Origin of the sequence: Gemmata sp. SH-PL17 (genome assembly GCF_001610855.1) — a bacterium.
Taxonomy (GTDB): Bacteria; Planctomycetota; Planctomycetia; order Gemmatales; family Gemmataceae; genus Gemmata; species Gemmata massiliana.
Genome location: NZ_CP011271.1, coordinates 1,741,736 through 1,762,790 on the forward strand (window position 1 = coordinate 1,741,736; position 21,055 = coordinate 1,762,790).

The window sequence follows — 21,055 nt, forward strand, 5'->3', positions numbered from 1 at the left end:
AATGAGTGACACCGTCATCCGCATCCCGAACGCTGCGGACTTCTCGCCGAACCAGGTCAACCTGCTGCCGGCGCTCCAGATCGTCCGCGACGCCGCCGGCGACAAATCGGTCATGATTGAGCGGCTCCGTCAGGAGTTCTTCTCGCATCGCGCGGGGAAGCGGGCCAACCGCGAAGACCGCCTCGTGCAGCAGAACAAGTCGGCGAATAACATCCTCATTTCGCTCCGCTGTTATGACCTGCTCGATAGCGAGAACCGCTTAACCGCTGTCGGCCAATCGCTGGTCGCGGAGGGCGACGACGTGCGGCGTGCCGGGGCCTTCGCCCGCCACATCCTTCTGAACCTCCACGGGATCGAGGTGATCTACGGGGTTTGGGCACTGCAAAAGCGGGCGGAGCAGGTCACCAAGCGGTCGCTCGCGAGGCAACTCACGAGCATGGGCCTGCGCACGCACCAGGGCGGCGAGATCGAGGGCGACCGCACTCTCCACACCTACATGCTCATGTGGCTCCAGCAAGCGAAGGTGATCGATCCCGAGAACGGCTACGCCGTTGATGAAGCGGTGTTTCTTGAAATGTGCTGCGTGTCTCGGGGCCTGCTCGAGGAACTGCGGCAACTCAGTCGCCCGCAGCGAGACTTCCTCGGCCTACTCCGGGGCAAGGACCCGGGCCAGCGCACGCACGCCGTGAAGGCGATCAAGGAGGAGATGACGGAGGCCTTCGTTGAGGATCAGTTGGCGGAAGACGTGACCCGGCCACTGGCTGACGCCGGCTGGATCACTTGGGACAGGACATCCGTTGAGGGCAGAGGCGGGAAGTCAGGGACCGTCACCGTGCAGGACAAGCTGCTGGAGGTGCCCCCCGCTTTTCTCCGGTTCGGTGAAACGGACCCAGTGCCCCCCAAGGTTCGGAAGCTCCTCGATCGGAGGCTCGAAGACATCGAGAAGGATATCGACTCGGTAGACACCAAGCTCTCGGGCCACGGGCTCGAAGCGCTGGCCGTCCGCATGGCGTACGACATTAGCCTCACTCCCACCGACGTGCGGAGCCGCAAGGAGGGATCGAAGGACGCCGAGGTGGACGTCGTCGCTGAAACGCAGGACGTGCTCTTCGCCCGCTGGCTCTTTCAGTGCAAAAAGCAGAACAGCGTCGGCCGCGATATCTTGGTCCGGGAGGTCGGGCTCGCGTCCCTCATGCAAGCCCAGGTCATCGTTCTGGTCACGTGGGGAAAGTTCAAGCCCACAGTCCAGCCGTTCGCCGACGCCGTTACACGCAGCACGGCATCGCAGGTCGTCCTGGTCAACGGCGACACCGTCAGGCGCTATCTCCGCCGAGGTGGTGGGCCGGAATACCTCAAGCAGTTCTTCCAAGAGGTCGCGCGCCGGAACATGGCCATCAAGCGTGGCCAGCCGATCAGTGCGCTGCCCGAGTAGCCGGAACTTTAAGCCGATGGGTCCGTCGGCGGGAGCCCAAGATGCCACGATTGACAGAGCCCGTGCTCTACACACGGCTCGAAGCCGCACTCCCACCTGGGTCGACGATACAGAGCGTAGCGAATACGACTCGGCCGATCCTCGCCACCGTGCCGAGCGTCGGGCAGTTCCGCATTTACCTTTGGACGCTCACCCGTGATCGCTCGCGCGCTGGCAGTCGGCCCCGTGACGAATTTAAGATTCAACTTATCTTGCCTGGCCAACAGTCGGGATCATCGGCCAACTTCGATTTCACACCGCCGCATGTGACTGTTATCCTCGGGTTCTCGCCCGAGTTTGGCGTGTTCGGCGCATGGGAGCCGCAGCTACATCCGAACTTCCGCTACAGCAAAGGGTGCTACATCAAGGAATGGCAACTCGAAGAGGCCCGTGATACCGGATGGGCGGTATCACCGGCCCGGGCGTTGCGACGATCAACGCCCGAGGTCCGCGTTGCATTCTCTCCCGGCAACCTGGGGGCCTACCTGACTGCCGCACGCGATGCCGAATCGCAATCACTCTCGCAAGGGCCACGTGAAGCATTCTTCCTGGCACGGACACCGAACCTTACGATCCCTGCGCCGCCTTCCAGCCAAACTCAACTCCCGGCGTACACCGCTCGCGTCCGGCGCCGGATCGCTGCGACTCGCGTGAGCCGCGACCCGCGGTTCTCCGGTCTGGTCGGGCTCCAATACGGGCACGCCTGTGCCGTCTGCGGATGCCAGCTCGGGATCGTCGAAGGTGCCCACATCATTCCGGTGCGAGAAGCGGGTAGCACTGACGACATCTGGAACGGCATAGCGCTCTGCCCGAATCACCACCGGCTCTTTGATGCCAACCTGCTCCTAATCCGCCCAGGTCTGGAGATCGAGTTCGATGACGTGCGACTGACGAATCTGAGGAGGTCGGGATTGGCAGGCGGTGAAGCGCAGTGGATCGACCCACACCGAGGCCAATCGATTCAGACACCGGCGTTTTTCAACATCGATGCCACGGCGACAGCTTCAATGGTTAACGCGCTGGCCACGCGCCAGGCCAGGATCGGAGCCTAGCCCGTCAGGCGGGTGTGCGGGACCGGGCATGCTTGCGGCGGCTTGGAGCAGGTTCTGCCATAGGCTTTGCGTTAAGTTGAGCCACGATTGCCTCGCCGAGACAGCAGGCTAATAGCGGGGGAACGGCATTCCCGAGTTGCCGCCACTGGTCGTCGACCCGGCCGGATAGCTGCCAACCGTCTGGGAAGGTCTGCAGCCGCTTCACTTCGGCAATGCGGAGGATGCGGTTCCGCCAGTGGAAAGGCCCCATGTTGTTCGATCGCCGCGCCTGGATGGTCCACGACGGCATTTCGCGGCTCAGCTTCAGCAGGAATGACCAGTAGCGAGATCGCCACTTGAATTTAGGCTTCGGGTGCCCTCGCTCCTTAGTAAAGAACAGGTAGTTGTCGCCCTGCGGCACCTTCTCCAACAGGTCGTGATACTGCCCGCCGGCGTAATGCCCGGTGTCGTCTGCGTTCTCTTCCGTGTCGAGGTCGTCGATCGCCTGCCCGGCGGTCACCCACCGCGGTAGCGCATCAAGGCCCTTGAGCTTGGCTCGGGCATCGCCTGAGGAGTGGGTTTGCGGGGGGAACTCGAACTTTCGATCCCGTAGACCGACGACGAAGCACCGCTCGCGGATCTGCGGAACTCCGTAGTTCGCTGCGTTGACCACGCGCCAATTGGTCGTGTAGCCGAGTTCCTTCGCGGTGTCCTCTATGAGACGAAGTGCTTCACTGTGAACCTTGTAGGCCAACCCCGCAACGTTCTCCAAGAGGAACGCTCGCGGTTTCAGGAGCTTGAGCGCCGTGAGGTATCCGCTCATCGTCTCCTGGCCGATCTTATCCTCCAACGCGCGAGGCTTGCTCTTCCGGTAGAAGCGGGACTTCGAATAGGGCGGGCATGGAGGGCCGCCGGCGAGCAAGTCGATGCCGGGTGTGACTTTACCCTTCGACTGCTGCTTCATTAACGGCAGCGTTAAGTCGGTAACCGAGCCGTGGAAAAACGGCGTGTCAGGCCGGTTGAGGGCGTAGCTCTGAGCAGACCGCTCCCAGTTGTCGACTGCCAATGCGATCGAGAAGCCCGCTTGCTCAAGTCCGAGATCCAGTCCACCGCAACCCGAAAACAAACTCAGACATCGCATGGCTGCTCCTTGCGGGAGCGCCGACTGGTCCCGTTCCGCGCCGATCCAAGAGCGGAGAGAAGAGGCTCGATCAGCCGCTGCGCGAGAAGCGGCGGTACGGCGTTGCCGATTTGCCGCACCTTATCCCTCCGCTTCCCGTGGAAGCAGTAATCCGCAGGGAAGGTTTGCAGTGCAGCCAACTCCACCGTGCGGAGGCGGCGGGATGTCCAATGGAACGGGCCAACCCACGGGCCAGGGCTTGCTTGCACGGTCCACGAAGGCAGGTCCGGGCTGAGCTTTAAGAGGAACGTCCAGAACCGGGTTTCTGCCTCGAACACCGGATTCGCGTGCCCCGCCCACGCGGTCAGCGCCTTATAGTTCTGTCCGGGTGGGATCTCGCGGAGTTCCTTCTCGTAACGCCCCTTCACCACCTCTTCGGGTTCGAAGTATCTCTCGTCGTCGAGACCCTCGAGCGCCTCGCCCGCCGACACCGGGGGCTGGAGGTCGAATAGATTCGACCCACGCTCAGCCATGTGCGTTGCTTCCGGCGGCTCCGGCTTCCCTCGCTTTAGCCCGAGGACGACGACCCGTTGCCGGGCCTGTGGCACACCGTACTCGACGGCATTCACCTTGAGCAGGAGTGTCTCGAATTCTGCAGCCTGTGCGTCTTCGATGAAGGACTCAAGGACTTTCTTGTTCCGGGGGTGGGTGATGCTGACAACATTCTCGAACAGGAACGCTTGCGCGTCGGTCTCGATGATGAGCCGGAGGAACTCCTGCACGAGGGTCCGCCGCGTATCAGGCTTCGCCTCCGTGATCGGGGCAGGCTTCGGCGGAGTGGGCTCTCCCTTCGCACGCGCTCGACGATACCGCGAATCATTACCTGGATCTGTCCAGTAAGACGATTTTGAGAATGGCTGGCAGGGAGGTCCACCGATGACGATGCACGTATCACGAGCGGAAAGCCCGGCTTGCGCCCGCAGCGCCTTCCCTTCGAGCTTCGACACGTCCGCTTCGAGCACCGCCCCCGGGTGGAAATTGGGGTTCAGGCGGAGTGTCTGGCAGGCCGCAGCGTCATTATCCACAGACAGACGCACATCCGCACCAGCCAAGTGAGCTCCGATCTCGAGCCCGCCGGCCCCAGCGAACAACCCGATGACAGGAATCTTGCTCGGCATCAGCGTTGTCGTTTCTCCGCGCACCAACAAATCCCCTGCTTACGGGAAGGGAGCGTGGTTGCGATGAATGAAAAAGGGTCTAGATACGCATCGATAACGCCCGCGGGTAGCAGCCCAGACGTTCGAGAGCGGACCCAGAGGAATCCTCCGGTCCGATTTTACCACCTGGCGAGGACTACTCACGCCTCGTTGGACGTCTGCCGCTCGGCAATCCATAACCCCAGCAGGCAGAATCCGCAAGGTCGTCTTCGTCGCATCTCCGCCCAGTTTACCAGCTTCCGCACCGCCTACCGCCTTCGCTTCAACTGCAGGAATCACCGGCCTTGCCGCACCGAAGCGCGCGCGACGGCTCGGACCGCAACGGCCGGGAGGGATGAGAAACTACCCGAATGTGCGCCTCGCAAGCAATGTCGGTAGCGACGCCAGTTTTTTCGCGGGGTCACGATCGTGGAACGGTCACCCGCGAACGGCGCGATCGCCGGGCGGCACGCTGCGGGGCGAATATCGTCACCCTCGCCGATCAGCAGTCAACGGCGGTCTCGGCCTCGCACACCGCGACAGCGGCCGGGGCTTGCATGCGCAGTGCCTCGGGCAGTACAAGCAGGTCCGGCAGCATCCGGGCTTCGTGCAATTACAATTCATCGGAAGCACATTCCGGCGAGCGCAGCAGTAGCACATGGGGCACCTCCACCCTCAGCAAAGCGCGATTCGGTCGGTGGCGCGATGTCGGTTGCTGCCCACGGGTATAATTCCCCCTGCGGGGGTGGAGTAGATAGTCAACTCGCCGGGCTAATCCCCCGGAGCCGTGGGTGCGACACCCACCCCCCGCACTCGTCTCACTGGGCGGATTCCGTTCTCGCGGTCTCTTCCGGACGGAACCACTCATGAAAATCGCGACTTACAACGTGAACAGCGTGAACGCCCGGCTGCCGGTGCTGGTCCGCTGGCTCGCGGACACCCAACCCGACGTGGCCTGCCTGCAGGAGCTGAAGGCCGCCCAAGAGAAGTTCCCGTTCGACGCTATCCGGGAGGCCGGATACCACGCGATCTGGCACGGGCAGAAGGCGTGGAACGGCGTCGCCATCCTCGCGCGAGGGGGTGAGCCAGTCGAAACGGGACGTGGCCTCGCCGGTGACCCCGACGACCTCCACAGCCGCTACCTCGAAGGCACCGTCGGCAGCGTTCGGGTCGGCTGCCTTTACCTGCCGAATGGGAACCCGGCGCCGGGGCCGAAGTTCGACTACAAGCTCCGCTGGCTCGAACGGTTCACGGCGCGGGCAGCGGAACTGGTCGCCTCGCCGAACTCCGTCGTGCTGGCGGGCGACTACAACGTGATCCCCGAAGAACTCGACGTGTACAACCCGGCCGGCTGGGAAGCCGACGCGCTGTTCCGGCCGGAGACGAGGGCGGCGTACCGCACCCTGCTCGCGCAGGGCTGGACGGACGCGCTGCGGCACCTGAACCCGGGCAAACAGGTCTTCACTTTCTGGGACTACACGAGCGGGGCGTGGCGGCGGAACGCAGGCTTGCGGATCGACCACCTGCTGCTGAACCCGGCGGCGGCTAAGCGGCTGACCGCGGCCGGTGTCGATCGCGACGTTCGAGGGTGGGAGAAGACCAGTGACCACGCGCCGACGTGGGTCGAGTTGCAGGACGGTTAACCCCAGTTGACGCCACCGTAGTTCCTGCCGCCGGACAAGGCACGGGACGTAATAGTTGTGATCGTTGAGTGAATAGCCGAGTACAGAGGATTCTCCGTATTCGTAATAACTACACTCGTCGCTGCTTACGAGTGCAAATCTGCGGTTCAGATCGAGATCCGCTCGACAATGTTGCGCGACACTTTCTGCTGGCGCCGATCGTACAGACGAGTGGTGCGCGGGTCGGCATGCCCGACCAGGTACTGCACGTCCTCGAGCGGCACTTTTTGAGCGAGCAAATCGGTGACCGTGGCGACCCGGAACGAGTGCGGGCACAATCGGTCTGGCACCCCGGCCGTGCCGAGCCGGCGCTTGAGCATCCGGTAGATGTCGTTACCCGAGAGCGGTTTGTGGGTGAGTTGCCCGGTCCGACCAGCCATGCTCGGGAACACGGGCGCGTCCTTGGTGGCGTGCACGGGACCGGCCGCCCGGCGAAACTGCAGGAGCAGTTCTTGCAGGTCGTACCGAACCGGGATCTCCCGCTCCTGGCCCCCCTTCTCACGGAACCGCAGGAGCCACTGGGTACCGTCGTCCTGGAGGTCGCGCACCCGAAGCCGGGCCACGGCACCGACCCGGGCGCCCGTGTACGCGAGCATTGCGATCAGCGCCTTGTCCCGCTTGCCAATCAGTGTCTCGGATTCGATCGAGGCCAGCAGGGACCGGGCCTGGGGCACCGTGATTTCGGGCGTCTTACCCTCGATCACGCGATACTTTTCGCCCCGGACCGAGGCGGCCGGGTTCAGGAGCATGACGTGGCGCTGGACCAGCACGTCGAACAGGGCGCGTAGGGCCGCGAGGGCCAGTTTCCGGGACGGGATGCTGCCCGGGTGCTGATGGAAGTACCGGCCCACGAGACCGGGCGTAATGTCGGGCAGTTGGGTGCCGGTCGGGGCGAGCCAGGCGAAGAAGTCCCGCGCGGCCCGGGTGTACGCGCGCCGGGTGTGCGGGTTGGCGAGCATACCACAAAAGAACTCGTCCCAGGCGAACCATGCGTTGGGCCCGGCCTCAGTGACGCACGCTGGCAGCACCATTTCGCCGGGTGCGGTCAGATGAGAACGAGGTGGGGGCGGGACGAGATCGCTCATCGGAACACGACGATTTCTACTCCGACGTTCACTTTGGTCCAGTCCCGGTCCCCGGTGACGGCCGAGAGCCCGCGATCCAGGCACAGGGCTAGGCACGCGCGGTCCGCGAACGAGAGCCCGAGAGGACGGGTCGGGGCTCGAAGTGTGGCCGCCACCTTGGCCAAGAGCGCGTCGAACGGGACGACGGTCAGGGGCAGGCGCCCGAGCTCGTAATCGAACCGGTCCAGGGGCATCCCTTTCTCGAGGGCCCGGGTCGCGACTTCCGACAGGTTGACGGCCGAGACGAGGGCCCCGGGAATGCGCGCGGCCACGGCATCGGCCCCGGGCTCACCGAACAGGAACGCGATCAGGGCCGACGCGTCGAGGACGCTGCTACTCACGAGCGGCCTCGGCCCGGCGCTCGGCGATGAGTTCGTCGACGAGGCTCTCACCCGGGGTGTGGTACGGGGCGAACGCGGCTTGAACGTCGCGTAACAGATGACCGCACGGGATCAGGCGCAGCGTGCCGTGATCCTCTTCCAGGACGAGGGGTTCGCCTGCGGCGAGGCCGAGCCGGGTGCAGACCTTGGCTGGGATGGTGACGCGGCGGTCCTCGCCGAGCCGGGTGTGGGTGTAGTGGGTCATGGGCGTACCGAATCCGTTGATGTGACAAAAATTAGATTTGCACGAAAAGCCCGAAGCTGTCAAGCACTTTCGCGCCCCGTCCGGGAAATGAGCGGCACGCCCACCAACACGCCGAATATTAACTCGTGAATGATAACGTCCTTTATCGGTCACGAATATCAGAGCCGAAACGGCCGGCTGGCATGCCGGCTGCCCGACAAGCCGGCATGCCAGCCGGACAGCTTGCTGTCCGGCTTCACCACGCACAGAACTTAGTTGAAGTACGGTTTGTGAATTACACTTTGCACGACGGAAGAATGGTCCCGGTACCGACTCTCACCCAAACGGCGATTCGTTACCGGTCGTTAACGATCTGCGCTCACGCCGAGCCGAAGCAATCGGGGCTGGGTTGGTGCGTTCGCGCCACAAGCCGCACGAGTCCGTCCAACAGGTACAACCACGGATCGATCTCGTGACACCGACACATCGCGGTGAACGAGGTCAACGGAACACAGTCGGAGGCTCGGGCAGACGAGCCGCCCGGGATCGCCCCAGGGGGCTCGCTCTTTTCCCATTCGTCAGTCCCCGTGGGGTTCGACACCGAGCGACCGGATCCGGCGCGCGATCACCTCTCGGATCGTCCGCTCCCCGGACAGCCAGTAGCGGATCGTGCGCGTCGAAACGGGCAGGGCCCGCGCGAGCGGCGTCTGCCATTCGGTGCCGTAGAGGTGCTCGCCGCACGCGCGCAGCTCGGCCGGGGTCATGCCGCCACATGGTGCGTCCCCGCGGTCAGACATGCGGAAAGAGCTTCCTGGCGATTTCCAGTGGGAGCGCGCGGATGCAATACAATTTCTCATCCTGAGTGAGCTTGTGCACGGGATTGGCCTCGTACAGCTGGTGACTCAGGTACTGTTCGTCGTCCATGTCCGCGATCTGCGATTGATCCCGAATCGCGTCCGCGATCCGCGCTCGGTTGGGGTGGTCGGGCTGGGCGTTCAACGTCATGGCCGCGTGATTGGCCAAAACTTTTGCCAGCGCCCGCCCGTCGCGCGTTCCTTTGGGGATCTCCTCGAGTCCGGGGTACGGTATGGGTATCGGCTCGCGGTCCACACGGGTGTCGATAACCAACGCTTCCGAAGGCGCGGCAGCCAGAGCCTTGCGCTTGGCGGCGCCGATCACTCTCCCCGCTCGCTTTTGTCTCTCGTGGCAGGGCTTGCAGTTCGGCTGAAGGCGGTCGCTTGTCAGTCCGCACCCGCTGAACTCGGTGAGCGGCTTCTCTGTCTCGCAAATCTTGCACACCTTGGTTTTCAGCTCTTCCGTCATATCTCTTGGCCTTTGCGCTCCTTCACCGGGCTTCATTGCCCATGCGTGAGTCGACCGTAGCGCAGAACAATGTTCCGGTCAAGCACTTCGTGAAGCGTAGCAACTGATGGATCTTGGTCGTCATAAACTCGAAGCAGCAGTGCCTTCCACGCGCCCCGGCATCAGCGACCGGGGCGTCGGCGGTCACTGCCGAAGAAATGTCGGTCGAGAACGCGCCCGGCTCGGCCAGTCACGTTACGGACGTGCCCCACGGGTTGTTCGTCGGTCCGCGTGGCCCACGATGTCCGGCTCGCGCGGCCAGCGCCGTCTTCAGCACGGCCTGCCGGAACGGGGGCACCGCCACCTTCAGGTCCAAATTCCGGCGCAAAATAGGTGAAATTGAGTATTTCCAACGGAAGAGCTGACCGACTGAGCGAACACCTTTCAAGCCGGCTGGCAAGCCGTATCGAACCGGCACCATCGCAGCACCGTCTCGGACCACGTACCAGATCGGCTCTCATTTCACTCACCGTGACCACGGGAGCGCCCGATACCGCGTCAGCGTGCCGGGCTGTTCGACCGTTTGGAAGCAATGCGTGCGGAGACGTCGCCACTTCCGGCTTCGTACTCACCGTTTCGGACCCGCGTGGTACCGGGCGCACGCCCTCGCACCGGCTGGTGCGCCCGGTACCTCGCGACCCAACAGTTCTTGTAACCGGACAAAATCGACCGCCCCGAGGGCATCTAAAAGTGGGACGGGCGCGAGCGCGCCCCGTTAACCGGATCGTCACACCCGGGCCGTAGGGTCGCGCCATGCTCCGCATCGTCCCCACCCGTTCCGCCGCCCAGGCCCAGAGCTACTATAGCCATTCGGACTACTACGCCGGGGACCAGGAGCATCCCGGTGTGTGGCGCGGCAAGGGGGCCGAGCGCCTCGGGCTTAGCGGCACGGTCGAGAAGGAACAGTTCGCCGCTCTGTGCGAGAACCGAGATCCGAGTTCGGGCGAGCGCGTCACCGCGAGCACCCGGGCCAACCGCACGGTCGGGTACGATTTCAACTTCCACGCCCCCAAATCCCTGTCGGTCCTGCACGCGCTGACCGGCGACCCGAACCTGCTGCGCGCGTTCCAGGAATCGGTCGACGCCACGATGGGCCTCATCGAAGCGGACGCCCAAACCCGGGTGCGCAAGGGGTACACGTACCAGGACCGGACCACCGGGGAGCTCGTCTGGGCCCGGTTCGATCACCTCACGGCCCGGCCCATTGACGGAGTCCCGGACCCGCATCTACACAGTCACTGCTTCGTCCAGAACATGACGTTCGACCGTGCCGAGGGCCAGTGGAAGGCCGGGCAGTTCCGCAACCTCAAGCGCGACGCACCGTTTTACCAGGCCGTGTTCCACGCCGAGCTCACGTCCCGGCTCCGCGCGCTCGGGATTCTGCTGGACCACACGCCCGAGGGGTGGGAGGTCCGGGGCTTCGACCGAACCACGCTCGACAAGTTCTCGCGCCGCACCAAGCAGATCGAGCAACTGGCCACGGCGCGCGGGATCACGGACCCGGACGCGAAAGCGGAACTCGGGGCGAAGACGCGCCGGGGTAAGGCCGAGTACCTGAGCATGGACGAACTGCGCGCCCTCTGGTCCGAGCGCCTGGATCCGGTCGAGCGCGGCGCGCTACAGCCCCCGTTGACCCCGACCAAGCCGGAGCCCGAAACCGGGCTCGAACCCCGGGCCGCGCTCGCGTTCGCGTGTCAGCACCTGTTCGAGCGCCGCTCGGTCGTGTCCGAGCGCGAGCTCCTGGCCGAAACGCTCCGGGCCGGGCTCGGGCGCTTCAACCTCGCGGACGCCGAACGTGCAGTCCGGGATTCGGACGTGCTGGTGCGCGAGCTCGACGGGCGGCGCCTGGCGACCACGCGCGCGGTCCTGGCCGAAGAGGAGCAGTTGATCGCGTTCGCGCGCGACGGGCGGGGCCGGTGCGCGCCGCTCGGCCGGGGCGACGCGGTTCCCCGGCGCGGCTGGCTCAACACGGGGCAAAAGGCCGCGGTGCGGCACGTATTGAGTTCTCCCGACCGGGTGATGCTGATCCGCGGAGCCGCCGGGACCGGTAAGACCACGCTTATGCAAGAAGCGGTCGAGGCGATCGAGCGCGCGGGCACCCGGGTGTTCACGTTCGCCCCGTCCGCCGACGCGAGCCGCGGGGTGCTGCGCAAAGAGGGGTTCACCGGGGCCGACACCGTGGCACGACTGCTCATTGATACGACGTTACAGGAGCGGGTCCGGGGTCAGGTGCTGTGGATCGACGAGGCTGGGCTCCTGGGCGCGACCGCGATGCGCGGCGTGTTTACGCTGGCCGACCGGCTCGGGTGCCGGGTGGTGCTCTCGGGCGATCGCAAGCAGCACGGCTCAGTCGCTCGGGGCGCGGTGCTCAAGGTTTTGGAGGAGCAAGCCGGGCTCGCGGTGGCCGAGGTCAAGGACGTGCAGCGCCAGAAGGGCGCGTACAAGGCCGCCGTGGAATTGCTGTCCGAGGGGCGCGCGGCCGATGGGTTCGATGCCCTCGATCGGCTCGGGTGGGTGAAAGAAGTTGCCGACGCGGACCGGTACACACAACTAGCCGCGGACTACGTAGCCGCGGTGGTGAGCGGGAAGAGCGCGCTGGTGGTTTCGCCGACGCATGCCGAAGGCGCCGAGGCCACCGGCGCGATCCGCACAGCCCTCAAGGCGGCCGGTAAACTCGGCACCGAAGAGCAGACGCTCGCGACCCTGACCCGGGTCGAACTGACCGAGGCCGAGCGCACGCAGGCCAATTCGTACCGGCCCGGTGACGTGCTCCAGTTCCACCAGAACGCCAAGGGGTTTACCCTGGGACAGCGGGTCGTTGTGGAGCCCGGCATTTCGATTCCGCTCGATCAGGCAGCCCGGTTCCAGGTGTTCCGCCCGAACGAATTGATCCTGGCCCCCGGGGACCGGGTGCGGGTCACGAAAGGCGGAAAGACTAAAGATGGTCACAAACTCGAGAACGGAGGGCTGTTCACGGTATCCGGGTTTACGCGGGCCGGAAACATCCGACTCGACAACGGGTGGATCGTGGACCGAGATTACGGGCACCTGAGCCACGGATATGTGGCAACTTCGCACGCCTCGCAGGGGAAGACAGTGGACCGAGTGATGGTAGCTCAATCGAGCCGATCCGGTGCGGCCGCGTCGCGTGAGCAGTTCTACGTGTCGGCGTCGCGAGCACGGCAGCAAATGACCGTGTATACCGACGACAAAGAGGTGCTTCGCGAGGCGATCGGGCACAGTGCCGACCGGCTCAGCGCGACCGAACTGGTCAGATCGGAGGTACACAGGGAACAATTGCGCCTGCGCGCCCGATTGGTGCAGTTACTGAATCGGTTCCGGGGGCACCGGCCGCAACCCACGAGTCTTGAACCCGAGCGCCGGGAGGGTCGGGCGTGAGCGAAACTTCGTTGCTCCACGAGCGGATCCAGGGGCGCCGCGTCGCGCCGGCCGAGGACGACCCGGACGCGTGCGAGGACTGCGGCGCGTTTGGACTGTTGCGAGGCGTCAAGGAGCGAGCCCTGATGCTCGACCTGCGGTTCTGCAACGGAAACCGGGAGGCCCTCCCGTACGCGCTCTTGGAGCGCGTCTCGTTCGACCCGTCTGACGGCTTAACGCTCCGGTTCCTCGGGGCCGTGGTAACGGTTCGGGGACGCAATCTGGCGCGCCCGTCGGGCTCGAGCGCCGCCATATTGGATGGGATCCACCGGCACCGGGTGTCGTGGATTGGTGAGATCGATGAACTGCATGCCGCTTTGAAGCCTGCGGATTCCGTTGTGGTTACCCGGATCGAGATCATCACGAAATGATACTACGCCCGCTACGCCCAAGACGTCGTCGGACAGGGGTGGCCGGCCCCGATGGAGCACGCTATAGCATCCGCATCAGCGTTGTGAAATCCAATTACTGGAACGATTCGCAAGAACCGTGGTACAGTCGCTATGTCGCTCAAGTTTGCCGATGGCGAGATAGATTTGTGGGGCGAGCGGCAGGTGTCCCAAGGTCCGTACCCCGGTGACGAACGCCCCGACCACGAACGGGATCGTTCTCGGCTCATCCATTCCGCCGCGTTTCGCCGCCTACAGAACAAAACGCAGGTGTTTGGTATCGGCGAGAGTGATTTTTACCGCACCCGTTTGACACACACGATGGAGGTGGCACAGATTGGGCGGGGCATCGTCTTGCAGCTTGAGAAATTAGCCCCACAGTATAACGAGTTTCTGCCGAAAGATGCCGTGGTTGAGGCCATCTGCTTCGCGCATGATCTCGGGCACCCGCCGTTCGGACACAGCGGAGAGATCGCTCTCAACTGGGCCATGCGGCAATACGGCGGCTTCGAGGGGAACGGGCAATCACTGCGGATCGTGACAAAACTGGAGAAGCACACAGAGCGTCACGGTCTTAACCTGATCCGCCGCATCCTGCTCGGGATCTTGAAGTATCCCTGTCGGCACTCGCGAGTGTGTCGGCACAGGTACCCGTCTTCACAGCTCTTGGAACTCCCGGCCACTGAATGGGAACCTCCAAAGTGTTACCTGGATTGCGATCGGAACGTGGTCGACTGGGTTCTCGAACCTCTCATCGACAAGGACCGGGAGCAGTTCGAGGAGTGCCAAAAGGAACGGACAGTGGATGCTCACGGTAAGCCGAAATACCGGTCACTCGATTCGTCGATCATGAACATCGCCGACGATATCGCGTACGGCGTCCATGACCTTGAGGACGGGATTGCACTCAATTTGATAAAGAGAGAGCACCTCGAAAAGTTGAGCCCTGAACTTCTGGACCGCGTGTTGGCCCCACTAAATAAGCCCGCGAGCCCGATCGAGTGGACCCGAGACATTCTTATCGAGGCGCTTTTCACGCCTTATCCGCACACCCCAACGCGAAAGCAAGGTATCGGCGCGCTGATCCACGCCCTGATTCTCAGTATCTCCATCCAAGATCGGGAGCAGTTCGTCTCGCCACTGCTCCGGCTCAATGCCGTATTGGACAAGGATACGACTGCCTTGCTCAAGTTGTTCCGGGATTTGAACAAGAAGCACATCATCGACTCTCAGCCGGTCCAGACGCTGGAGCTGCGCGGCCGAAAGATGATCGCTGAGATGTTCGCCGCGATCATGAGCGACCCGGAGCGTCTACTCGACGAGTACCATCGCGATCGGTTGGCACGGGATTTTGCGACCGACGGAAAGGCGGCCCGCATCGTTTGCGACTACGTGGCGTCGATGTCAGACACTTACGCCACCCGTTTCTACGAACGCCTTTTCGTGCCGGGTGAGGGTTCGGCGTTTGAACGCCTCTGAAGCGATCGTTTCAGACGATCTCACGGCTGCGAGTTTCGGGTGAATCAAACCTCGGTAGTAGCTCTCCTTGTCAACAGCCGGCCGCGGAGCCGGAACCGAATACTTCGTCCAGATGCACCGCCGGATCGACGGGACGATGTGATTCAGCAACCACACTTCGAACTCGGGCTCCGCCCATCTGCATGATTGAAGGATCCCTGTTTTTGCCAGTTTCAGGGTGTCGGGCCTGCGTCAGGTCCGGACGGGTTCGGGACTGCGCGAATATAGTTCAGCGCGTGATCGCCGTATTGCTGCTCGCCCAACTGAGCTTCCTTCAGGCGATTCAAATTCGGCGAGCGGAGAAACGCCAGCGCGTCGAAATCCGGCGGGCACAACCGCCGGTCCGTCAGGGCCAAGTGCGTCAGATTGTGAAACGTCGGCGCGTTGGCGATGACCTGCGCCCCGACCGCTCCAATTTGTGACGAATGAAGGTGGAGCTGTTGTAACCCTTTGAGGTACGACGACGACGCCAGCGCTTCGACTCCCTTCGGGCCGTAATTCGAGTGCGGCAAGGCGACGCCCGGCTCGTCGAACTCCAACGAGCGAACTTGCTGTAACGCCGGGAGCCGGGACAGTGTCGCGAGGTCGTCGTCCATGTTGTCCGTCAGTCGCCCCCGGAGCCGCAGGTACCGCAGCGGCGTGTACTCGTTCAGTGTCGCGTGGTGATCCAGGAAGGTACGGAACCTCATCGTGACTTCTTCCGGAAACCCCCGATGAAATCGGTGATCTTCGCCACCGTACCGCCCGTAGGCCTCTTCGATCCATTGTGCGCCGAACTTCTCCAGAAGGGCCCGCTCTTCGGTCTTGAGGTCCTCGAGCGCGCACTGGACGCGGATCAAGCGGGCGCGGTCGGGCCGGGCGTGTTCATCGAGCCAGTCGGCGTACACGAGGCGCGGGGTGTCGTCGTCGGGATCGGCAACGATCGCGCGGATCAGAGCGGCTTCCTCGGGATCGAGTGGGGGCTGAAGCTTGGAGAGCATAAAAATTTGACACAATCTGGTTCCGAACATGATCCATTATAATGCCAACTGATTAACGATCCGTTACCATCGCGGTGGACGCGCCAGGCGAGTACGGGCGACGGCAATTTTTCCATTTTCTGTCGGCACCCCGGAAATGATCCGTCTGGTCATTGCGGACGCGGCCGCCCGGAGATACTCGAGCCGTAGTGGCTGGAACCACCGAGCGCTGGCGTCCGCACGGAGCACCTCAATGAATTCGACCGATGGGCTGACGGCGTTGATCAATCGCATTCGCGCGGGCGATGAGGACGCCATCGGCGAATTGATTCGCGACCACGAACCGCTGGTGCTCGCGGCCATCCGTTTCGCCCTGGAACCGGGCAACGCACTGCGCCCGTTCATCACGACGAACGACATCCTGCAATCCGTCCACGTCCGGCTCGTCCGCGAGGCTCGAAAGGCTCCGGTCGCCGATTCCGACCCGCCCCCGCGGGAACCCATTGACAACGGCGTGGGATGGCTCATCACCGTGGCCACCCGCTTGGTGATCGATCGGAGCCGGCGGCTCCCGAAAAAGTCGGGGGAACCGGACGCAACCGGCGGCCCAGAACCCGCCGGACCGAAAATGGTGCCATTGGGCGACCTCGCCGCGATCTTGACCGATCCGAACCCCGGCCCTGAAGAGCGTGTGGATGACCGTGACATGTTGCACCTGATCTTGGAGCAGTTGTCGCCGGAAGAGCGCGCCGTTGCGGACGCGCGAATGGCGGGCAAAGATTGGAAAGAAATCGGCAAGCGCTGGGAACGGCCGATGCAGCGCCGGTTCCAATCGCTGCGCGAGCGATACCAGGAACCGAAGAACGACGAGTCGGAGTGACCCTTCCATGCCCGGTCCGCAAGATTCACCGTCCGCGGGCGGGTCGGGACGGTCCCCCGATCCACTCCTCGCCCAGATGGTCTTCGAGGCCACCTGGGACCTGCTCACGCGGTGGCAGAACGGCCAGCCGATTCCGGCGGAGGCCTATCGGGCGGATTTTGGGGACGCCCTCTTTTCGCGCCAGGACGTCGGCCCTCGGCTCGTTGCGGCCCAAATGCGCGCGCGATTCGAGCTGTTCCCCGCGCTCGCGACAGGGCCGACACTCCGATCCGCGGACCCGCTGTTGGACCTGTTCGGGTGTCGCCGCCCCCAGTCTGCCCCTTACCCGTATTTCGCGCCCCCACGAGCCGGCGGCGAGATCGGGTGGTTCGAGACGTTTCGGGTCATTCGTGAGGTCGGTCGCGGCGGGCTCGGTATCGTGTTCCGGGCATTCAACACGCGGGCCGTCGTCGGGAAAGATCGGCCACGGGCCCTCAAACTCCTCATTCCGGAGGGTGATCTCACCAAGAGCCGTCAGCGCCTGGAGGCCGAGGCCGCCAGCCTGTGGGCCATCCGACACGACCACGTCGTGGCATTCTACGACGCGAAAACCGTTACCCACCCCGACGCCGGTGAGATCGACTATTTGGAGATGGAGTACGTGTACGGGCCGAGTCTGGAAGACCTCGTCGTACACTTTCAAAGAGACGGGTGTCCGGTACCGCTCCGTCTGGCCGTCGAGCTGATTCGTCAGGCGGCCGCCGGACTCGACGGCATTCACACCCACACACAAGAGTTCATTCACCGCGACCTCAAGCCCAGCAACCTCCTCCTCGAGTGGCGGCCCGATTCCCCACCGAACGGCAGCCCGTGGCGCGTGCGGTTGTGCGATTTCGGACTGGTTCGGGCGGCAGAGCGACCACGCATCACCTCGGAAACTTCGATTGTTGGGACGCGGGTCTACATGGCCCCCGAGCAACTCAGATCGGTGCCCCGGCGGCCTGTTTCCACCAAGAGCGATATCTTCGCTCTGGGCGTCATCCTTTACGAACTGGTCGTGGGGCGGCACCCGTTTCTGGCCGACACAGTTACGCAAACCGACGAGAACATTTTCCGACTCCGCTACACACACCCGCGGGAAGCCAACCGGTCGGTTGACATCCCGGAAAGTCTCGACACGTTGATCCGGGCCATGTTGGCCGAACATCCCACGAAACGACCGGACGCGGTGACGGTCCGCGATCGACTGGCCGCGATTGCCGACCCCGGCGCGGGAGCGCCGCCGAACCGGGAACGAGCGCCGCGCGCCGTTCGCCGGCCGGCCGATTCAGCGGCCGCGCTAATGAAGGTCTACGTCTCCTCGGTGGCGAAGGAACTGATACCGTTCCGCAGGGCCGTCGTCGAGGCGATCCGCGCCGCTCCCGATCGCTACGTCGTCTTCCCCCCACAAGAGTACGCGGAAGAGTTCGCCTTTCCGGTCGAGGAGTGTCAGAAATGGATCGCGCAGTGCCACGTGTACGTCGGGCTGTTCGGATTCGATTACGGCCCGATTTTGAAAGAAGATTCCGTATCGCTTCTCGAACGCGAATACCGAGCGTCGTTGGGTTGGAAACTCACACCGCTCTTATTTATGTCCGAGAGGCCACATCGGAAACTGCACTCGTCAGCGGAATGGCAGGCCCTAGGGGCATCGCCGATCCACGCCCTTCGGAGCGAACTTGAAACGGCCAGAGCAGTCCTATTCTCCGACAGTCGCGAAGCACTGGCGGCTCAAGTCCTGGCGGCATTGAGCACGCTGTTGCTGCCCGAAGCGGTTGGGAGCTCGCCGGGCAGTTCGGGTTCGTCGGATACGGACTGGTCGCGTCGGGCGCTTGAAAACTACCGCAAGAAGGTGTGTGCCGGTTTCACGTTCTACAACGAGGCGCATCCCGATGCGTCAGAGAACGATCCGTCGCGGAAGGAACTACCGTTTCTCAGGTCGCAACAACTCTTCACCCTCAAGCCGGGAGTCGATGCGAAGGAGGCACTGCACCCGGAGCGGTTCCGCGCGGCCCGACTCGCCAGCGACGATCGTTCTGGCGAACCGCCAACCCCGGACGCCCAGTATTGGGAGGAACTCGACCGCGAGGCACTGATCGCGTCGCTGACGGGGGACGCGAAGGGCCATCGCATCGCGCTCACCACGGACGCGGGGTTGGGCAAGACCCGGAACCTGGCCTGGCTCGAACACGAGTGCCAGTCCCGGGGACCGGGCTGGGTCTTCTCGCTCCTGGCGGGTGAAACGCTCCCGCTCCACCAACTGGTTCCCAAGCGGCTAGCCGAACGCGTTCTGGCCGCGAACAACACTAACCTCGACGAATTGCAGGTCGCCGCAATACTGGAGGCCGCCAGGACCGACGGGGCCATCACGCTGATCGTCGACGGACTGGACCAAACCAAGACCGTCGGCTGGCTCAAGGACTTACTCGATCCGACCGCGGGGTGGGACCGGTGCCACGTTGTCGTGGCGGGCCGGCCGTTTGCCCTGGAATCGCACTGGGAAGATCTGTTTGCCGCACCGAACTGGCAATATGTCCAGATCGGAGAGTTAAATCGAAAGCAGCAGGAACAGCTGCTCGGTGAGCGTCGCTTTGGAGCCGTTCCCGAGGAAGCGCGGAGCATTCTGTCCACGCCGCGGGTACTGGAGTGCATCCGCGGGATCGATGAGAAGGAGCTGCCGACGCTCCGGACGGTCGCGGACGTGTACTGGAAAGCGGTTCGGTACATGCTCGTCCGCGCGCTCCGGCCGCACCCGGGCGGCAAGATCGACCGGGAGGACGAGCGCCGGTACCTGCAAATCCTCGGGGCCCTCGCGTTTGCGATGTACGCCGAGACGGAATCGGACGGGAACGGGAACCTGCGGCCGAATCTCGATCGCATTCTGGCCGGCGACGACCTCCTCGACTTCCTGTACGGCCCGCGGGACGGGAAACGATCCGTTCTCGAGCGCTTACAGCCGATCATTCCCAACTACGACAAAGAAAGGTTCAAGAATGATCTGAAAACGCTTTCGGCCCTGAACGCGGCCGTGAGTCACGGCTGGCTCGATTCGGACGGGCTGGGCACGAACGCGCCGCCGCTGCTGTGGCGGAACGCCTCGTTGCAAGAGTTCTTCGCCGCGTACTGGGTGTGCCGGTGGGACGCGTCGGACGCGGAGCTTCTCGGCGGCTGGGCGGTGGACCCACACAGCGGCAAGAACCGGGCCTTTTACTGGCTGTGGCGGTACGCGTCGGAAATGCCCGAGGAGGTCATTTGGCCCAACCGCAAGGCGCCGCCGATGGACGCCTGGGTTGCGGCGATGACCCCGCTCTACGTCGCCCCGCCGGACAAGGACGGGTTGCCGATCCGATCGTCGGAGTTCCTCTACCGCAGCTGGCTCCGACCCGGCGCCGAGGGTTTCGTCGACCCGATGGCCCATTCAAAGAAGGGCCGTGAGGCCCGTGCCACGTTCCTGACCGAGTTCCCGAAGATCCTCGAGGAAGCCGACTCCGAACGACAGCGAATCGCCCTGGAACTAAGTGACGCGTTCATCCCGCTCATCGGCCAGCCCGGGGCCAGCGGATCGTTCCTGATGGGGTCGGCAGGGGACGACAAGTTGGCGCTAGCCGATGAAAAGCCCCGGCACGAGGTGACGCTGTCAGCGTTCGCGTTACATCGGTATTGCGTAAGTAACGTCGCATTCGAACTGTACGACCCGTGGCATCGAAACGTTCGCTGGGAACACAAGAAGCAACATCCACTGGTGGCAGCGAACGGCCCGAGCGCGGACGACCGGTGCCCGGTGGTGAACGTGTCGTGGTACGACGCCTGGTGTTTCGCCCGGTGGCTCGGCTCCGTTGAGATCGGTGACAGGCGTTATCGGGTGGGCCTGCCGAGCGAGGCCCAGTGGGAATATGCGTGTCGCGCGGGAACAGGGACCTTGTATTGGAGTGGGAACGAGGAAGCGGATCTCGCTTCCGTGGCACGTTACGGGAGGAACAGTGGCGGCCACACGCACGCAGTTGATGAGGATCGGAGTCGGAACCCGTGGGGCGTCTTCCAGATACATGGGAACGTTTGGGAGTGGTGCGCGGATTGGTACTTGGCGAGCTTCTATTCTTCCAAAGAGGGCTCTTTTCAAGACCCCGTGAACTTCGCACCGGCGTCGGCGCGGGTTCTCCGGGGCGGTAGCTGGTACGGCGTCGGCAGGTACTGCCGGTCGGCGGCCCGCGGCAAGACCGAGCCGGACGACCGGCACCAGAGCATCGGGTTCCGGCTCGCCGCAGTTCCTGTCGTTGGAGCCGAGTGAACACAGCACGCATGC

At 63.9% G+C, this 21,055-nt stretch carries 16 protein-coding genes and 1 tRNA gene; 9 read left to right on the forward strand and 8 right to left on the reverse strand.

Going from position 1 to position 21,055, the window contains the following annotated elements; translation table 11 throughout:
- The first annotated feature begins 1 nt into the window (after nt 1).
- Nucleotides 2-1,432 (forward strand): restriction endonuclease, encoded by a 1,431-nt coding sequence (locus tag VT84_RS07160; protein ID WP_082839055.1) that lies wholly within the window; start codon nt 2-4, stop codon nt 1,430-1,432.
- A gap of 41 nt (nt 1,433-1,473) precedes the next feature.
- Nucleotides 1,474-2,523, forward strand: coding sequence for an HNH endonuclease (locus VT84_RS07165; RefSeq protein WP_082839056.1), 1,050 nt, complete (start codon nt 1,474-1,476; stop codon nt 2,521-2,523).
- Between the two features lie 4 nt (nt 2,524-2,527).
- Here the strand turns inward: VT84_RS07165 and VT84_RS07170 are convergent, their stop codons facing one another.
- Nucleotides 2,528-3,643: a DNA cytosine methyltransferase gene (locus VT84_RS07170; RefSeq protein ID WP_082839057.1), complete on the reverse strand. Its 1,116-nt coding sequence runs from the start codon at nt 3,641-3,643 to the stop codon at nt 2,528-2,530.
- The gene (locus VT84_RS07175; RefSeq protein ID WP_082839058.1) at nt 3,631-4,800 is read right to left on the reverse strand and encodes a DNA cytosine methyltransferase; all 1,170 of its coding nucleotides are present in this window, start codon (nt 4,798-4,800) and stop codon (nt 3,631-3,633) included. Before VT84_RS07175 ends, VT84_RS07170 begins: the two co-directional genes overlap by 13 nt.
- A gap of 757 nt (nt 4,801-5,557) precedes the next feature.
- On the opposite strand from VT84_RS07175, the gene VT84_RS38245 reads away from it, so the two are divergent.
- Together VT84_RS38245 and xth are read left to right on the forward strand one after the other, a co-directional pair.
- Nucleotides 5,558-5,630, forward strand: a tRNA-Ile gene (locus VT84_RS38245).
- Nucleotides 5,631-5,684: 54 nt separating this feature from the next.
- Complete coding sequence (gene xth / locus VT84_RS07180; RefSeq protein ID WP_082839059.1) at nt 5,685-6,461, forward strand: exodeoxyribonuclease III; 777 nt, start codon at nt 5,685-5,687, stop codon at nt 6,459-6,461.
- A gap of 146 nt (nt 6,462-6,607) precedes the next feature.
- Here xth and VT84_RS07185 read toward each other — a convergent pair whose 3' ends face one another.
- The 5 genes from VT84_RS07185 to VT84_RS07205 all read right to left on the reverse strand — a co-directional run bounded on the left by VT84_RS07185 (nt 6,608) and on the right by VT84_RS07205 (nt 9,511).
- Nucleotides 6,608-7,585: a tyrosine-type recombinase/integrase gene (locus VT84_RS07185; protein ID WP_082839060.1), complete on the reverse strand. Its 978-nt coding sequence runs from the start codon at nt 7,583-7,585 to the stop codon at nt 6,608-6,610.
- On the reverse strand, nt 7,582-7,965 hold the full coding sequence (locus tag VT84_RS07190; protein WP_082839061.1) for a type II toxin-antitoxin system VapC family toxin: 384 nt from the start codon (nt 7,963-7,965) through the stop codon (nt 7,582-7,584). Before VT84_RS07190 ends, VT84_RS07185 begins: the two co-directional genes overlap by 4 nt.
- Entirely contained in the window at nt 7,958-8,209 is a 252-nt protein-coding gene (locus VT84_RS07195) for an AbrB/MazE/SpoVT family DNA-binding domain-containing protein (protein WP_082839062.1), read from the reverse strand. The genes VT84_RS07190 and VT84_RS07195 overlap by 8 nt, the downstream gene beginning before the upstream one ends.
- A gap of 557 nt (nt 8,210-8,766) precedes the next feature.
- A complete protein-coding gene (locus tag VT84_RS07200) occupies nt 8,767-8,985 on the reverse strand; it encodes an adhesin (RefSeq protein ID WP_239465721.1) in 219 nt (72 codons plus the stop codon).
- Nucleotides 8,978-9,511: a hypothetical protein gene (locus tag VT84_RS07205; RefSeq protein ID WP_082839064.1), complete on the reverse strand. Its 534-nt coding sequence runs from the start codon at nt 9,509-9,511 to the stop codon at nt 8,978-8,980. The genes VT84_RS07200 and VT84_RS07205 overlap by 8 nt, the downstream gene beginning before the upstream one ends.
- A gap of 792 nt (nt 9,512-10,303) precedes the next feature.
- On the opposite strand from VT84_RS07205, the gene mobF reads away from it, so the two are divergent.
- The 3 genes from mobF (at nt 10,304) to VT84_RS07220 (ending at nt 14,856) form a co-directional block, all read left to right on the forward strand.
- Nucleotides 10,304-12,949 (forward strand): MobF family relaxase, encoded by a 2,646-nt coding sequence (mobF, locus tag VT84_RS07210; protein ID WP_082839065.1) that lies wholly within the window; start codon nt 10,304-10,306, stop codon nt 12,947-12,949.
- Nucleotides 12,946-13,359 carry a hypothetical protein gene (locus tag VT84_RS07215; protein WP_082839066.1) on the forward strand — a complete coding sequence of 138 codons (414 nt, stop codon included), beginning with the start codon at nt 12,946-12,948 and terminating at the stop codon, nt 13,357-13,359. The genes mobF and VT84_RS07215 overlap by 4 nt, the downstream gene beginning before the upstream one ends.
- Nucleotides 13,360-13,491: 132 nt before the next feature.
- A complete protein-coding gene (locus VT84_RS07220; protein WP_082839067.1) occupies nt 13,492-14,856 on the forward strand; it encodes an anti-phage deoxyguanosine triphosphatase in 1,365 nt (454 codons plus the stop codon).
- A gap of 212 nt (nt 14,857-15,068) precedes the next feature.
- Here the strand turns inward: VT84_RS07220 and VT84_RS07225 are convergent, their stop codons facing one another.
- Nucleotides 15,069-15,875, reverse strand: a complete 807-nt coding sequence (locus tag VT84_RS07225; protein ID WP_082839068.1) for a TIGR02996 domain-containing protein — start codon at nt 15,873-15,875, stop codon at nt 15,069-15,071.
- A 232-nt stretch (nt 15,876-16,107) separates the two neighbouring features.
- Here VT84_RS07225 and VT84_RS07230 point away from each other — a divergent pair, with 232 nt between their 5' ends.
- Entirely contained in the window at nt 16,108-16,734 is a 627-nt protein-coding gene (locus VT84_RS07230; protein ID WP_082839069.1) for an RNA polymerase sigma factor, read from the forward strand.
- Between the two features lie 7 nt (nt 16,735-16,741).
- Complete coding sequence (locus tag VT84_RS07235) at nt 16,742-21,040, forward strand: SUMF1/EgtB/PvdO family nonheme iron enzyme (RefSeq protein WP_082839070.1); 4,299 nt, start codon at nt 16,742-16,744, stop codon at nt 21,038-21,040.
- Nucleotides 21,041-21,055: the final 15 nt, after the last annotated feature.

Coding starts and splice junctions, on each gene's coding strand:
- VT84_RS07160 (WP_082839055.1), top strand. CDS start 2: ATGAGTGACACCGTCATCCGCATCCCGAACGCTGCGGACTTCTCGCCG.
- VT84_RS07165 (WP_082839056.1), top strand. CDS start 1,474: ATGCCACGATTGACAGAGCCCGTGCTCTACACACGGCTCGAAGCCGCA.
- VT84_RS07170 (WP_082839057.1), bottom strand. CDS start 3,643: ATGCGATGTCTGAGTTTGTTTTCGGGTTGCGGTGGACTGGATCTCGGA.
- VT84_RS07175 (WP_082839058.1), bottom strand. CDS start 4,800: ATGCCGAGCAAGATTCCTGTCATCGGGTTGTTCGCTGGGGCCGGCGGG.
- xth (WP_082839059.1), top strand. CDS start 5,685: ATGAAAATCGCGACTTACAACGTGAACAGCGTGAACGCCCGGCTGCCG.
- VT84_RS07185 (WP_082839060.1), bottom strand. CDS start 7,585: ATGAGCGATCTCGTCCCGCCCCCACCTCGTTCTCATCTGACCGCACCC.
- VT84_RS07195 (WP_082839062.1), bottom strand. CDS start 8,209: ATGACCCACTACACCCACACCCGGCTCGGCGAGGACCGCCGCGTCACC.
- VT84_RS07200 (WP_239465721.1), bottom strand. CDS start 8,985: ATGTCTGACCGCGGGGACGCACCATGTGGCGGCATGACCCCGGCCGAG.
- VT84_RS07205 (WP_082839064.1), bottom strand. CDS start 9,511: ATGACGGAAGAGCTGAAAACCAAGGTGTGCAAGATTTGCGAGACAGAG.
- mobF (WP_082839065.1), top strand. CDS start 10,304: ATGCTCCGCATCGTCCCCACCCGTTCCGCCGCCCAGGCCCAGAGCTAC.
- VT84_RS07220 (WP_082839067.1), top strand. CDS start 13,492: ATGTCGCTCAAGTTTGCCGATGGCGAGATAGATTTGTGGGGCGAGCGG.
- VT84_RS07225 (WP_082839068.1), bottom strand. CDS start 15,875: ATGCTCTCCAAGCTTCAGCCCCCACTCGATCCCGAGGAAGCCGCTCTG.
- VT84_RS07230 (WP_082839069.1), top strand. CDS start 16,108: ATGAATTCGACCGATGGGCTGACGGCGTTGATCAATCGCATTCGCGCG.
- VT84_RS07235 (WP_082839070.1), top strand. CDS start 16,742: ATGCCCGGTCCGCAAGATTCACCGTCCGCGGGCGGGTCGGGACGGTCC.